The sequence below is a fragment of the Streptomyces sp. NPDC059909 genome (assembly GCF_042730885.1).
GTDB lineage: Bacteria > Actinomycetota > Actinomycetes > Streptomycetales > Streptomycetaceae > Streptomyces.
On the sequence record NZ_JBHWKX010000014.1, the window covers coordinates 1 to 13,211 of the forward strand.

13 protein-coding genes are annotated in these 13,211 nt (G+C 70.7%); 7 read left to right on the top strand and 6 right to left on the bottom strand.

Annotated elements, in window-relative coordinates; genetic code table 11:
- A partial coding sequence (locus ACFV9O_RS12480) for a zinc ribbon domain-containing protein (RefSeq protein ID WP_385416283.1) occupies positions 1-153 on the top strand: 153 nt, incomplete at its 5' end.
- 175 nt (positions 154-328) lie between these two features.
- Here the strand turns inward: ACFV9O_RS12480 and ACFV9O_RS12485 are convergent.
- The 3 genes from ACFV9O_RS12485 to ACFV9O_RS12495 form a co-directional block, all read right to left on the bottom strand.
- Complete coding sequence (locus ACFV9O_RS12485; protein WP_385416038.1) at positions 329-1,354, bottom strand: 2-hydroxyacid dehydrogenase; 1,026 nt, start codon at positions 1,352-1,354, stop codon at positions 329-331.
- Between the two features lie 169 nt (positions 1,355-1,523).
- A complete protein-coding gene (locus ACFV9O_RS12490; RefSeq protein WP_385416041.1) occupies positions 1,524-2,942 on the bottom strand; it encodes an amino acid permease in 1,419 nt (472 codons plus the stop codon).
- A gap of 113 nt (positions 2,943-3,055) precedes the next feature.
- On the bottom strand, positions 3,056-4,450 hold the full coding sequence (locus tag ACFV9O_RS12495) for an amino acid permease (protein ID WP_385416043.1): 1,395 nt from the start codon (positions 4,448-4,450) through the stop codon (positions 3,056-3,058).
- A 245-nt stretch (positions 4,451-4,695) separates the two neighbouring features.
- Between ACFV9O_RS12495 and ACFV9O_RS12500 the strand changes: the two genes are divergently transcribed.
- Complete coding sequence (locus tag ACFV9O_RS12500) at positions 4,696-5,289, top strand: biotin transporter BioY (RefSeq protein WP_385416046.1); 594 nt, start codon at positions 4,696-4,698, stop codon at positions 5,287-5,289.
- Positions 5,290-5,363: 74 nt separating this feature from the next.
- Here ACFV9O_RS12500 and ACFV9O_RS12505 read toward each other — a convergent pair whose 3' ends face one another.
- A complete protein-coding gene (locus ACFV9O_RS12505; RefSeq protein ID WP_385416049.1) occupies positions 5,364-6,803 on the bottom strand; it encodes an amino acid permease in 1,440 nt (479 codons plus the stop codon).
- A gap of 207 nt (positions 6,804-7,010) precedes the next feature.
- Between ACFV9O_RS12505 and ACFV9O_RS12510 the strand changes: the two genes are divergently transcribed.
- Positions 7,011-7,505 carry a ribose-5-phosphate isomerase gene (locus ACFV9O_RS12510; RefSeq protein WP_385416051.1) on the top strand — a complete coding sequence of 165 codons (495 nt, stop codon included), beginning with the start codon at positions 7,011-7,013 and terminating at the stop codon, positions 7,503-7,505.
- A complete protein-coding gene (locus ACFV9O_RS12515; protein WP_385416053.1) occupies positions 7,505-8,314 on the top strand; it encodes an Fpg/Nei family DNA glycosylase in 810 nt (269 codons plus the stop codon). Before ACFV9O_RS12510 ends, ACFV9O_RS12515 begins: the two co-directional genes overlap by 1 nt.
- A 58-nt stretch (positions 8,315-8,372) precedes the next feature.
- Here the strand turns inward: ACFV9O_RS12515 and ACFV9O_RS12520 are convergent, their stop codons facing one another.
- A complete protein-coding gene (locus ACFV9O_RS12520; RefSeq protein WP_385416056.1) occupies positions 8,373-9,602 on the bottom strand; it encodes a GNAT family N-acetyltransferase in 1,230 nt (409 codons plus the stop codon).
- A 106-nt stretch (positions 9,603-9,708) separates the two neighbouring features.
- On the opposite strand from ACFV9O_RS12520, the gene ACFV9O_RS12525 reads away from it, so the two are divergent.
- Positions 9,709-10,851, top strand: a complete 1,143-nt coding sequence (locus tag ACFV9O_RS12525; RefSeq protein ID WP_385416058.1) for a PP2C family protein-serine/threonine phosphatase — start codon at positions 9,709-9,711, stop codon at positions 10,849-10,851.
- Between the two features lie 72 nt (positions 10,852-10,923).
- A complete protein-coding gene (locus ACFV9O_RS12530) occupies positions 10,924-11,373 on the top strand; it encodes an HD domain-containing protein (RefSeq protein WP_385416061.1) in 450 nt (149 codons plus the stop codon).
- Here the strand turns inward: ACFV9O_RS12530 and ACFV9O_RS12535 are convergent.
- A complete protein-coding gene (locus ACFV9O_RS12535) occupies positions 11,321-12,535 on the bottom strand; it encodes an acyltransferase family protein (protein WP_385416063.1) in 1,215 nt (404 codons plus the stop codon). The two genes, ACFV9O_RS12530 and ACFV9O_RS12535, sit on opposite strands and share 53 nt — an antisense overlap.
- A gap of 401 nt (positions 12,536-12,936) precedes the next feature.
- Between ACFV9O_RS12535 and ACFV9O_RS12540 the strand changes: the two genes are divergently transcribed.
- Positions 12,937-13,131, top strand: a complete 195-nt coding sequence (locus tag ACFV9O_RS12540; RefSeq protein WP_385416065.1) for a hypothetical protein — start codon at positions 12,937-12,939, stop codon at positions 13,129-13,131.
- Positions 13,132-13,211: the final 80 nt, after the last annotated feature.

The window sequence follows — 13,211 nt, forward strand, 5'->3', positions numbered from 1 at the left end:
GACAAGAAGAACCGGGCAAGCCAGGCCCGCTTCACCTGCCGGAACTGCGGGGTCGTTGCCCACGCAGACCGGAATGCCTCCCGCAACATCGCCCGCAAGGGCGAGGCTGCGTGGACTGCGGGGCGTGAGTCACGCGTCCCTGCCACCCCATAGGGGTGTCTGGACGGAGGAGCCCACCCAGCAGCCAGTTGGGCGCTACCTCCAAGCCCGGTCGTTTACGGCCGGGTCAAGTTGACGAAGCGTGTAAATGGCCATGTCCGAGACTGCTTATTGCAACTTATTCGCAAGTGCAGGCTAGTAGCAAGAGGGCGCGAAGATGATCAGCTGCTCAGTTCAGGCAGTGCAGCAGCGGCTCGCCCCGGAACCAGCGGCCCGCCTCCGCCGCCGCGATGCGCGCCGCCTTGTGCGCGACCCCACGGCTCGCCCCGGCCAGATGCGGGGTCAGGATCAGCCCGGGCGTTCGGAACAGCCGCGATCCGGCGGACAGCGGCTCCTGCTCGTAGGTGTCCAGCGCCGCGGCCGCCAGGTGTCCGCCGTCGAGGGCGTCGCACAGGGCCTCCGTGTCGACGAGCCCGCCGCGCGCCGCGTTCACGAGGACCGCGCCGCGCGGCAGCAGCGCCAGCTCGCGGGCGCCGATCATGCCGAGGGTCTCGGGCGTCAGGCGGGCGTGCAGCGTGAGGATCCTCGACCGGGACAGCAGCGCGTCCAGCGACGCGGTCCGCATGCCGTGCACATCGCCGCGTACGTACGGGTCGTACACCTCGACCTCCGCGCCGAAGGCCGTCAGCACCCGGGCGACCCGGCTGCCGACCGCCCCGTACCCGATCAGGCCGACCGGGGCGTCCTCCAGCTCGGGCCCCACCGTGTCGTACGTGTACTGCCCGCCGTTCCATCTCCCCTCCACGGCAAGGGAGTTGTGGGCCTGAGGGATCCCGCGCAGCGCGGCCAGCAGCAGCCCGACCGTGAATTCCGCGGTCGCCGCCGTCGTGCGCCCCGGCGCGAAACACACGCGCACGCCCCGAGCCCGCGCGGCCTGCGCGTTCACATTGACCGGCCCGCCCCGGCACACGGCGATCATCCTCAGCGCGGGCGCCGCGGCCAGCACGCGCTCCGTGAAGGGCGCCATCTGCGTCACGCACACCTCGGAACCGGCCGCGCCGAGCGCCTCGATCAGCGCGTCCTCCGCGTCGCTCGCCTCGTCCACCTCGGCGACCCGGCCGAACGGCACCCGCGGCCACGGCAGCTCCAGCTCCGCGAGCTCGAGCGGGCCTTCGATCTCGTGACGCAGGGCCTCGCCGATCAGGGAATTGAGCACGAAACCGTCGCCCGCGGCGAGGATGCGGATGGCACTCATGGCGGGGACGGTAACAGCGACAGGTCCGGACCCTGCACCGCCAGACAGAGGGAATCGCGGACAACCACCCCGGCAGCCCGCCCCCTCCCGGACACGAAGGACCCCCGGGCCGCGATGGCCCGGGGGTCCCGGAGAGAAGGGTGGCCCGACGCACTGCGCCGGCCGGGGGTCAGTCGTTCGAGGGCACGGCCTCCGGCTTCGCGCCCGCCCGCTGCCGGATCACCCCGACCACCGCCAGCACCAGCGTCAGCCCGCCCGTGAAGTACAGCTGCAGACGGGTGTCCGCCTCCCGCGCCATCAGCACGAACACCGCGGCCATGCCGGCGAGCGCCACCCACGTCAGATACGGGTACGCCCACATCTTCACGGCCAGCTTCTCCGGCGCCTCGCGCTCCGTCCTGCGGCGCAGCAGCAGCTGCGAGACGGCGATGAAGAACCAGACGACCAGGATGATCGCGCCGATCATGTTGAGCAGCCAGATGAAGACGTCGTCGGGCCGCCAGTAGCTCAGCATCACGCACACGAACCCGAAGACGCACGAGGTCAGCACCGCCACGCGCGGCACCCCGCCCGAGATCCGGCCGAGCACCTTCGGGCCCTGGCCGCGGGCGACCAGCGAGCCGGCCATGCGGGAGGCGCCGTAGATGTTCGCGTTCATCGCGGAGAGAAGGGCGACCAGCACGACCACGTTCATGATCTGGCCGGCGGCGGGAATGCCCAGGTGGTCGAGGGTCGCGACGTACGGGCCCTTCTCGACGACCGTCTTGTCGTCCCAGGGGACCAGCGTGACGATGACCGCCATCGAGCCGACGTAGAACAGCCCGATGCGCCACATCGCCGTACGCACGGCCTTCGCCACGCCCTGCATGGGGTGCTCGGACTCGGCCGCGGCGATGGTGACGGTCTCGAGCCCGCCGTACGCGAAGACCGAGGCGAGCAGTCCGACGACGAGGCCCTCCGTGCCGTGGGGCATGAAGCCGCCGTCGCCGGTGAGGTTCGCGGTGCCGGGCGCGTCCGTGCCGGGCAGGACACCGACGATCGCGAGGACGCCCAGTCCCAGGAACAGGACGATCGCGCCGACCTTCAGCGCGGCGAACCAGAACTCGAACTCGCCGAAGTTCTTCACCGCCGCGAGGTTCGTCCCGCAGAACACCAGCATGAAGAGGGCGACCCACGCCCACTCGGGCGTCCCCGGCAGCCAGCCGGTGACGATCTTCGCGGCGCCGATGCCCTCCAGACCGACGGCCACGCAGAGCAGGAACCAGAACGCCCACCCCGCGGTGAATCCGGCCCAGGGCCCGATGGCCCGCTCGGCGTGGACCGAGAACGAGCCCGAGGCGGGGTGCGCGGCCGACAACTCGCCGAGCATGCGCATCACGAGCATGACGAGCAGACCGGATATCGCATAGGCGACGACGATCGAGGGTCCGGCGGCGGCGATACCGGCTCCGGAGCCGACGAAGAGGCCGGCTCCGATCACCCCGCCGAGGGCGATCATCGACAGATGGCGCTGCTTGAGGCCGTGCGCGAGCGCTTCCGAGTCGACCGTGGTGGCGTCGACGGGCGCGGGCGCCGAGGTCCGAGACATGGGCGTGCCCTGTTCATGAGCGGATAGGGGAATGGATCACAGTCTGAGCCCCACCCCGCTCACAGGGCTTGGATGACCGCTATACGGACAAGATGCTCACACAATGTGAAGACTCAGGAACGATTGGCCCGCGCGTCCCGCCACTCCCGTACGCCGGCCACGACCAGCACCGCGGCCGTCGCCGCCGCCGACCACAGCACCTGCGGCCGCGCGTCGGGATCGCCCAGCATCAGCACCACCACGGCCGCCATCCCGGCCAGCGCCACCCAGGTCAGCCACGGGAAGCCCCACATCCTCAGGACCAGCTTCTCCGGCGCCTCGCGCTCGATGCGCCGCCGCAGCCGCAGCTGTGACACCGCGATCAGGGCCCAGACGAACAGCAGCACCGCGCCGACCGCGTTGAGCATGTAGAGGAAGACGGAGTCCGGCCACTTCAGATTGAGCAGTACCGAGACGAAGCCGAAGGCGACCGAGGCGAACACGGCCCGCCGCGGCACCCCGCCGCGTGACACGGCGAGCAGGCCCGCGGGCGCCTCGCCGCGCTCGGCGAGCGAGAAGACCATCCGCGACGAGCCGTACAGATTGGCGTTGAGGGCGGACAACAGCGCCACGAACACCACGATGTTCATGATCTGCCCGGCGCCGGGCACCCCGATCGCGTCGAGAACGGCGACGTACGGGCTCTGACCCGGCTTCATCGCGGTCCACGGCAGCACGGTCACGATGACCAGCATCGAGCCGACGTAGAAGAAGAGGATGCGCCACACCGCGCTGCGCACGGCCCGCCCGACCGCGCGGGCCGGGTCCTCGGACTCGGCGGCCGCGATCGTGACGACCTCCAGGCCGCCGAAGGCGAAGACGACGGCGAGGACACCGGAGACGACACCCTCCCAGCCGTTGGGCAGGAATCCGCCCTGTCCGGTCAGATTCGTGAGACCCACCGGGTCCGTGTCCGGCAGTACGCCGAAGATCGCCAGGGTGCCCAGCAGCAGGAACAGGACGATCGCGCCGACCTTCAGCGCGGCGAACCAGAACTCGAACTCGCCGAAGTTCTTCACGGCCGCGAGATTGGCGGCGGTGAAGGCCACCATGAAGATCAGCACCCAGGTCCACTGCGGCACGCCCGGCACCCAGCCGTTCGCGATGGTCGCGGCGCCCGTCGCCTCCACGGCGAGCACGACCACCAGCAGGAACCAGTACAGCCACCCCACGCTGAACCCGGCCCAGCGGCCGAGCGCCCGCTCCGCGTGCACCGAGAAGGCCCCCGACGCGGGCATCGCCGCGGACATCTCGCCGAGTATCCGCATCACGAGCATCGCCAGCGTGCCCGCGAGCAGATACGACACGACGATCCCGGGCCCCGCCACCGCGATACCGGCGCCCGAGCCGACGAAGAGGCCGGCGCCGATCACCCCGCCGAGGCCGAGCATCGTCAGGTGACGCTGCTTCAGCCCGTGCGAGAGAGGCTCGGCCTCGGTGGCCAACGGGCTGGGCGGTGCGTCGTGCATGGGGCTCGTCACTCTCGGGGATTTGGCAAGAACCTACAGTCTCCCCGAGTCCCTCACCGATCGCCAAAGCGGGCTCCCTCGCCCCGCCACCTCAGTGACGAGCATCACGCGCCCCGGGTACTTGTCGCAGACGTTTGTTCGAACTCCACCAAGCCGCCGACCGGCCCTTTGTCATCGACTGATGGTGATCGCTCGTTCACTCCTGGGCTAACGTCGCCATGTCCATATCGACTTCAGGAGACCCGATGAGCACTTCCGCCGCCCCCGTCCGATCCGGAGCGGTCCTCGCCGACCTGCTGCCCGCCTCCCGTACGAAGTCCGCAGTGGACGCAGCCCTCGTCGTCGGCGGCGCCGCGCTCACCGGCATCGCGGCCCAGATCTCCGTCCAGATCCCCGGCTCCCCGGTGCCGGTCACGGGCCAGACCTTCGCCGCCCTCCTCGTCGGCACGGCGCTCGGCGCCCGCCGCGGCTTCCTCTCGCTCGCCCTGTACGCGCTGGCCGGCATGGCCGGCATGCCGTGGTTCGCCGAGGCCTCGTCCGGGTACGCGATGCCGTCCTTCGGCTACATCCTCGGCATGCTGATCGCCGCCACGGTGGTCGGTGCCCTCGCCCGTCGCGGTGGGGACCGCTCCGTCCTGCGCACCGCCGGCAGCATGGTGCTGGGCTCCGCGATCATCTACGCGGTCGGCGTGCCGTACCTGTCCCTCGCCACCGGGATGACGCTCTCCGACGCCGTGGCCGTGGGCCTCGTCCCGTTCCTCATCGGTGACGCGCTCAAGGCCGCGCTGGCGATGGGCCTGCTGCCCGGCGCCTGGAAGCTGCTCGGCCACCGCGGCTGATTCCTGCTTGCGCATACGCCGAAGCCCCGGCCCGCTCGACGGCGGACCGGGGCTTCGGCGTATGCGGCGGGGGACTAGGCCTTGATCTCGGCCTTGTCCTTGTCCTTGAGCTGGAGCACGAAGCCGATGACCAGCACGATGGCCGCGACCAGCAGCGACAGCAGCACGACCTCGCGGTTCGCGTCGTCGAAGAGCATGTAGCCGAGCACGAAGACGATCATTCCGGCGGTCGCCCAGGTCAGGTACGGGAAGAGCCACATCTTCACCGTGACCTTCTCCGGGACCTCGCGCATCAGGATCCCGCGCATCCGCAGCTGGGTGAAGCAGATCGCCAGCCAGACGAAGAGCGCGACGGCACCGGACGAGTTCAGCAGGAACAGGAAGACCGTGTCCTTGAACGCGTAGTTGAAGTAGACGGCGATGAAGCCGAAGACCACGGAGCCGAGGATCGCCCACGTCGGCACGCCCTTGGCGTTGACCTTGGCGAAGGCCTTGGGGGCGTCACCGCGCTCGCCCAGCGAGAACGCCATGCGCGAGGCGGTGTAGAGGCCGGAGTTCAGGCAGGAGAGCACGGCCGTCAGGACGATGACGTTCATGATCTGGCCGGCGGCCGGGATGCCGATGGAGTCCAGGGCCGCGACGTACGAGCCCTTCTCGACGATCGACTTGTCGTTCCACGGCAGCAGCGTCAGGACCACGAAGATCGAGCCCAGGTAGAAGACGCCGATCCGCCAGATCACGCTGTTGGTGGCCTTGGTGACCGCGCGGCGCGGGTCCTCGGACTCACCGGCGGCCAGCGTGACGATCTCGCTGCCCATGAAGGAGAAGACGACCATCAGCACACCGGTGAGGATGGCGCCCGCGCCGTTGGGCAGGAAGCCGCCGGCGTCGGTCAGGTGCGCGAAGCCCGCCCCCGGGTTGTCGGAGCCCGGCAGCACGCCGAACACGGCCAGCAGACCGATGATCACGAAGCCGCCGATGGCGACGACCTTGATGCCCGCGAACCAGAACTCGAACTCGCCGTACGACGACACCGAGGCGAGGTTGGTCGCCGTCAGCACGACCATCACGATCAGCGCCCACGCCCACTGCGGCACGGCCGGGACCCAGCCTTCCAGGATCACGGCACCCGCGGTCGCCTCGACCGCCAGCACCACGACCCAGAAGAACCAGTACAGCCAGCCGATGGAGAAGCCCGCCCAGCGGCCGAGCGCGCGGTCGGCGTACGCGGAGAACGAGCCGGAGTTCGGGCTGGCGGCCGCCATCTCACCCAGCATCCGCATGACGAAGACAACCATCGCGCCGACGAGCAGGTACGACACGAGGATGGCGGGACCGGCCGCGGCGATGCCGCCGGAGGACCCGACGAACAGGCCGGCGCCGATGACGCCGCCGATGGCGATCATGGAAAGATGGCGGTTCTTCAGTCCGGCCTTGAGACCGTCCGAAGGCTGGGGAATACCGGGTTCTCCGGTGCTTTCGCCTGCCTTCGTAAGGGTCGACTGCGAGGTCATGGACGATTCCTTACGTGTGCGGTTCGCTCGGGTTACGAGCCCGTGCATTCAAACCGGTGACTCGCCGGTACGGAAGAGCTGATTCCGATTCGTGATAATGGGCACTTCGTCCCGACTGGCCCCAGACCTCCGTCACACCCGGTGACGGGGCCGCGGGGCGCCACCCCGGTGATCGCTGCCCAGCCCGCCGCGTGCCACACTCGGACCATGCGCGTGTACCTCGGCTCCGACCATGCCGGCTTCGAACTCAAGAACCACCTCGTCGAGTGGCTCACGGCCCACGGCCACGAGCCCGTCGACTGCGGCCCCCACATCTACGACGCCCAGGACGACTACCCGCCGTTCTGCCTGCGTGCCGCCGAGCGGACGGCCGCGGACCCGGACAGCCTGGGCATCGTCATCGGTGGCTCCGGCAACGGCGAGCAGATCGCCGCGAACAAGGTCAAGGGCGTGCGCGCCGCGCTCGCCTGGAGCGTCCAGACGGCCGCGCTCGGCCGCGAGCACAACAACGCCAACGTCGTGGCCGTCGGCGCCCGGATGCACACCACCGACGAGGCGACGACCTTCGTCGAGGTCTTCCTGAAGACGCCGTACTCGGGTGAGGAGCGTCACACCCGCCGCATCGAGATGCTCTCGGCGTACGAGACCACCGGCGAGCTCCCCCCGGTCCCGGCCCACCACCCGCAGGAGCCCACCGCCTGATGCCCGAGGGGCACACGATCCACCGACTGGCCGCCGACTACCGGGAACGGCTCGGCGGCCGGTCCGTGCGGGTGACGAGCCCGCAGGGCAAGTTCGCCGACTCCGCGGCGCTGCTCGACGGCACGGTGCTGGAGCGCACCGAGGCCCACGGCAAGCACCTCTTCCTCGGCTTCGGCGGCGAGGAATGGATCCACATCCACCTCGGCCTGTTCGGCAAGGTGAACTTCGGGGACGCCCCGGCGCCCCCGCCCACCGAGACCGTACGGCTGAGGCTCGCCAACCCCGACAGCTACGTCGACCTGCGCGGCCCCACCACGTGTGCCCTGATCACGGATCCCGAGAAGCGCGCGGTACACGAGCGCCTCGGCCCGGACCCGCTCCGCCCCGACGACGGGCCCGACCGCGCCTGGGCCCGCGTCTCCCGCTCCCGTACGACCATCGCCGCGCTGCTCATGGACCAGAAGGTCGTCGCGGGCGTCGGCAACGTCTACCGCGCGGAAGTCCTCTTCCGTCACGGCATCGACCCGTACCGCGCGGGGAAGGACCTCACCGAGCGCGAGTGGCACGCCATCTGGGCGGACCTGGTCGCGCTCATGCGCGAGGGCGTACGGCACAACCGCATCGACACCGTCCGCCTCGAGCACACCCCCGAGGCCATGGGCCGCCCGCCGCGCGTCGACGACCACGGCGGCGAGGTCTACGTCTACCGCCGGGCCGCCCAGCCCTGCCACATCTGTGGCGGCGAGATCCGCACCGCCGGTCTCGCCGCCCGCAACCTCTTCTGGTGCCCGTCCTGCCAGTCGGCGTAGGCGGCGCCTCCGCGGGGCCGGGGACCTACGGGGGCCGGGGGACGCGCCCCGCCCCCGGTCAGAACCCGTGCGGCAGCCACGGCGCGACGTCCGAGCCGAAGGCGAGCGACGCCTCCGCCAGCGCGCCGCCGCGCAGTTCGCGCACCCGCCCCGCCCCGGCCAGCGAGGAGAGCGTCACCCCGCCCAGGTACGCCGAGCCCAACTCCCCTACGGACAGCGCCAGATCCACCGCGTCCGCAGTGCGCTCGCAGGACGCGCCCTTCGCGTCACCCGTGAGCCGCCAACGCCCCTCGTTCCACGGGCAGAACGCGTCCTCGACCTCGAACACGACGTCCACCGGCGTCTGGTACGTCCGCGCCGCCAGAGCCGCGCCCACGTCCACCAGCCGTACGTACATCGAGTCCCGCACGAGGACACCGCACCGCCGGATGTCCGTGACCAACTGCAGCAGCGGGTCGTCCACAGGGCGCATCCGTGCACGGACCGTCGACGTCAGATCGATCTCGAAGAGGAAGCGCCACAGCGCCGCGTACGCCGCCGGGTCCAGCGCACCGATGTCACTCAGCATGATCGAGCCGTCCGGGCCCGACGCATGCCACTTCGGCTTGGTGTGGAAGCGGACGTAGCCCACCACCTCGCCGTCCCGCTCGGCGAGCACGCACTGCAGCGGCGACGCGCCGTCCCGCTCGCTCGGCGGGTCGAGCAGCGGCAGCCGCTCCCAGCCGGGCGTCCGGGCGAGCATCCCGGGCCGGGAGCCGATCGTGCGCAGATACACGGCCTCGCACGCCTCGGCCGCCTCTGCGACCGGGGCGAACCGCAGCCGTACGCCGTCCGTCCCCGGCGGCGCGGCGATCCGCACCCGGGACGTGTCGATCTCCACGTTCACCTGCTGCGTCCCGACGCCGTACCCGAACCGCCCGTAGATAGCCGGCTCGGACGCCGTCAGCACGGCGAGCGGCTCGCCCCAGGCCCGTACGTCGTCCAGCTGGCGGCGCATCATCGAGGTCAGCACCCCGCGCCGGCGGTGCGTCGCCGCCACGCTCACCATCGTCACCCCGGCCGCGGGCACGAACGCGCCGCCCGGTACCGACACCCGGTAACTGAACGCCCCGGCCGTACCGATGCACTCGTCGCCGTCCCAGGCGGCGATCGAACGGTCGGCCTCGGTCAGCGAGCGGTACAGCTCACGCTCCTCCGCCGACTCGGCCACTCCGCCGAAGGCGCGCTCCAACTTCCCGTACCACTCGGCCCAGTCGGCCGGCTGGAGCACCCGCAGTTCAGTCGTCATGGGCCATCCCTACCAGGGCGTGCGACCTGCCGCGACCCGATTTCGAACGCAATGTCTCAGGGGTCCCCCTGCACGCCGGCGGAGCGGGTGGATAGGGTCCACGACGATGGCACGTGGCGCAGCAGACTCGCTCACGGCCCGGCTGCGGAAGTCCGCACACCGGGCCCGCACCGGGCTGCGCAAATCCGGGGTCGACTACTTCCGCGGCGACGGCTCCGACTGGATCGCGCTGGCCGGACTGCTGCTGACCGTACCGGCGATCACCTGCGGGACGATCGCGCTGCCCGTCTGGTTCTCGCCCGCGGCACTCGTCCTCCCGATCGTCGCGGGCGGTCTGCTGCTGCGGCCCGCCAGCCTGCTCGGGCTGTACGCGGCCGCGGCGGGCGCGCTCATCGTCGAGTCGCTGGTGCTCGGCCCGTACATGGAGGGCCCGGCGCGGGTCACCCCGGGAACGGTCCTCGTCGTGGCCGCCTGCGGTTTCTTCGGACTGCTCATCGCGCAGTTCAGGGCCCGGGTCGGCGTTCCCTGGCGGCGCGGCGGCACGATGCTCTTCGACCTGCGCGAACGCATCCGGGTGCAGAGCGCGCTGCCCCGGCTGCCCAAGGGCTGGCACCGCGAGATGGCGCTGCGCCCGGCCGGCGGGCAGTCCTTCTCCGGCGACTTCGTGGTCGCGGCGCGGACGAACGGCGGCCGCACGCTCGAAGCCGTCCTCACGGACGTCTCCGGCAAGGGCATGGACGCCGGATCGCGTGCCCTTCTGCTGTCCGGCGCCTTCGGCGGACTCCTCGGCTCGCTCCCGCCGCACGCCTTCCTGCCCGCCGCCAACGGCTATCTGCTGCGCCAGGACTGGGACGAGGGCTTCGCGACCTCCGTCCATCTCGTCCTCGATCTGGAATCCGGCGACTACGAACTCCTCTCCGCCGGCCACCTCCCCGCCCTCCAGCTCCACGCCGGCTCGGGCCGCTGGGAGGAGAAGTCCGCGGAGGGCCCGCTGCTCGGCGTGTACGACGGCGCCCAGTTCGACCCGGTCAAGGGAACCCTGCGGCCCGGCGATGTGCTGATGCTCTTCACGGACGGCCTGGTGGAGGCGTCCGACCGCGAGATCGCCGAGGGCATGGACCGCCTCACCGGCGAGGCGGACCGCTATGTCGCGACGGGCTTCGAGGGCGCGGCCTGGCACCTCATCGAGGCGGTCGCCAAGGACGTCAACGACGACCGCGCCCTCCTGCTGCTCCGCCGCGAGTCGTAGAACGCGCCGGCAGGGGAAAAGCTCCACGCAGTGCCGCCGCACCCGCCCCGCCCCGCCCCGTACAGTCCCCCCATGCCCTATCTCACCCTGGCCGAGGTCGAGGCCATCGCCCGCGAGGCCCACGCGGCGCAGACGGACAAGGCGGGAAGGCCGTACACCGAGCATCTGCAGGCCGTCGCCGACGGCGTCCGCGCCCGTGGCGGCAGCGACGAGCAGATCGCGGCCGCATGGCTGCACGACGCCGTCGAGGACGACGCCCTCTCCCGCGACTGGCTGGACGCGGCCGAACTCCCGCAGTCCGTCAAGGAGATGGTCCTCGCGCTGACCAAGCGCGAGGGCGAGGACCTCCCCGGCTACACCCGCCGCATCCTCGCCACGCCCGGCGCCCTCCTGGTCAAGGAGTCCGACCTCGCCCACAACGCGGACCCGGCCCGGCTCGCCGTCCTGGACGAGCCGACCCGGACCCGTCTCACCGAGAAGTACGCGACGGTGCGCCGGCTGCTGGGCCTGACAGCCGGCTGACGTCCTGCCGGAACGCCCACGACAGCTCCGGCTCCGTCGCGAACCGCAGCGCCCGCCGCACCGGAGGCGTGCAGAGCAGGGTCACCGCCACGACCGCGGTGAGCGTCACCACGACCTCTCCGCCGGGCGTGGCCAGCCACGGGTGCCGCGCCGCCAGGTCCATGTAGTCGAAGGTCTTCACCAGGAACCCGTGCAGCAGATAGCCGCAGATGGTGCCCGCACCCAGCACGGTGAACCAGGTCCGCCGCCGCGGCACCCACGCCAGGAAGGCCGCCGTGAGCAGCAGCGCGCAGGCGAACAGGCCGAACGTCATGACCGGCCCCGCCCACCAGGGCGCCTCCAGGTCCTCGGCCCCGGCCGAGCGGTAGAACCAGCCCATCCTCAGGTGCGGGGCGATCCAGTACGTGAACACCGCCGCGCCCGCGACCACGGGCAGCGCCAGCAGCCGCACCTCACGCCGCCGCACCAGCTGGAAGTGGACGGGCTTCAGCGAGAGCCCCAGCACGAAGAACGGCAGGAACTGCAGGATGCGCTGGAGATCGAGGTCGCCGCCGATGTTCGGGGTGAGCGACCCGAGCGCGGCGATGACCAGCGCGACCGGCAGCGGCCACCGGATCGCCCGCCACAGCGGTGTGGACAGCCGCCAGACGAACAGCGCCAGCAGGAACCAGGTGAGATAGAAGGGGTCGGTCAGGCTGAACGGGTGCCCGGGGTCGCCGTCGGCCCACCGTTTGTGGAGCGTGTACGCCACCTCGAAGACGACGTACGGCACGATCACCCCGCTGACCAGCCGCTTCAGCTGACCGGGCCGGGCCTCGAAGCTCCGCGAGAAGTAGCCGGAGATGACGATGAACGCCGGCATGTGGAAGGTGTAGACGAGCATGTACAGCGCGCGTGTGGCGCGGCTGCCGTCCATCACCGGCTCCCACGCGTGCGCCACCGCCACCAGCACGATGGCCAGGTACTTGGCGTTGTCGAAGTAGGGGTCCCGTCTCCCGGACCGCGGCGCCGCGGAGGGTTCCGCCGGACGTGCCGCCGGTTCCGGTGCCGCCGGTGCGGTTGACGCCGGTTCCGCCGTCGCCGCCGTCGTGGGGACGGGCTCCGGCTCCCGGGAGGCCTCGGGGAGTCGGTCCCTCTGCAATCCATTCGGAGCGTGGAACATTCGAGGCACCCTAGCCCCGCCGAATCGATTACGTAAAACCCGCTCGGAAGTCCGTCCATTCGCCACTGAAACTACCACCAAACGCCCGATATGCCCCAATTAATCCCGCTTAAACGGTGCAAATCGACACGCCGAATGGCTGGGTGAATTTCCTCACCGATATTGCTTGAATTTCCTGTGGCCGGGCTGTGTGAATTTCGCACCGGCGGGTAGACGTCGAGCGACGGCCGGGCTTTGCCCGGCGGGGCGGCCGACCCGGACGTGACGTGAACCATTCGCCGACGATGTGTCAGCGGGCAGCCGTCACCCGGGGGTTGGTGGCACGATGGAGGTGACGGGGGTGTGCTGGGCCGCATACTCCCGGGCGGGCAAGGTGGGACCGACCGAGGGTGTGATCAGTTGTGGCCATTTCGCTGTCTGTGGTGCTGCTGTTGGCGATCATCCTCGTGGTGATGATCCGCGGCGGCTCGATCAAAGCCGGACCCGCGATAGTCGCGGCGCTCTTCGGCTTCTTCCTCGCGTCGACCGGCATGGCGCCGTCGATCAACAACTTCCTGAACTCGCTGGCGGACTCGATCAACGCGATCCAATTCTGACGCCGGCGTGCGCCGAGGCCGAGAACGGCGAACCACGAGGAACGGCTCCGGGCCGGGTCGGAGGGTGAACCCTCCGACCC

What these genes read in the sequence shown, in the direction of transcription:
- ACFV9O_RS12535 (WP_385416063.1), bottom strand. Translation starts at nt 12,535, where the DNA reads ATGTTCCACGCTCCGAATGGATTGCAGAGGGACCGACTCCCCGAGGCC.
- ACFV9O_RS12505 (WP_385416049.1), bottom strand. Translation starts at nt 6,803, where the DNA reads ATGACCTCGCAGTCGACCCTTACGAAGGCAGGCGAAAGCACCGGAGAA.
- ACFV9O_RS12530 (WP_385416061.1), top strand. Translation starts at nt 10,924, where the DNA reads ATGCCCTATCTCACCCTGGCCGAGGTCGAGGCCATCGCCCGCGAGGCC.
- ACFV9O_RS12495 (WP_385416043.1), bottom strand. Translation starts at nt 4,450, where the DNA reads ATGCACGACGCACCGCCCAGCCCGTTGGCCACCGAGGCCGAGCCTCTC.
- ACFV9O_RS12485 (WP_385416038.1), bottom strand. Translation starts at nt 1,354, where the DNA reads ATGAGTGCCATCCGCATCCTCGCCGCGGGCGACGGTTTCGTGCTCAAT.
- ACFV9O_RS12510 (WP_385416051.1), top strand. Translation starts at nt 7,011, where the DNA reads ATGCGCGTGTACCTCGGCTCCGACCATGCCGGCTTCGAACTCAAGAAC.
- ACFV9O_RS12520 (WP_385416056.1), bottom strand. Translation starts at nt 9,602, where the DNA reads ATGACGACTGAACTGCGGGTGCTCCAGCCGGCCGACTGGGCCGAGTGG.
- ACFV9O_RS12515 (WP_385416053.1), top strand. Translation starts at nt 7,505, where the DNA reads ATGCCCGAGGGGCACACGATCCACCGACTGGCCGCCGACTACCGGGAA.
- ACFV9O_RS12500 (WP_385416046.1), top strand. Translation starts at nt 4,696, where the DNA reads ATGAGCACTTCCGCCGCCCCCGTCCGATCCGGAGCGGTCCTCGCCGAC.
- ACFV9O_RS12490 (WP_385416041.1), bottom strand. Translation starts at nt 2,942, where the DNA reads ATGTCTCGGACCTCGGCGCCCGCGCCCGTCGACGCCACCACGGTCGAC.
- ACFV9O_RS12525 (WP_385416058.1), top strand. Translation starts at nt 9,709, where the DNA reads ATGGCACGTGGCGCAGCAGACTCGCTCACGGCCCGGCTGCGGAAGTCC.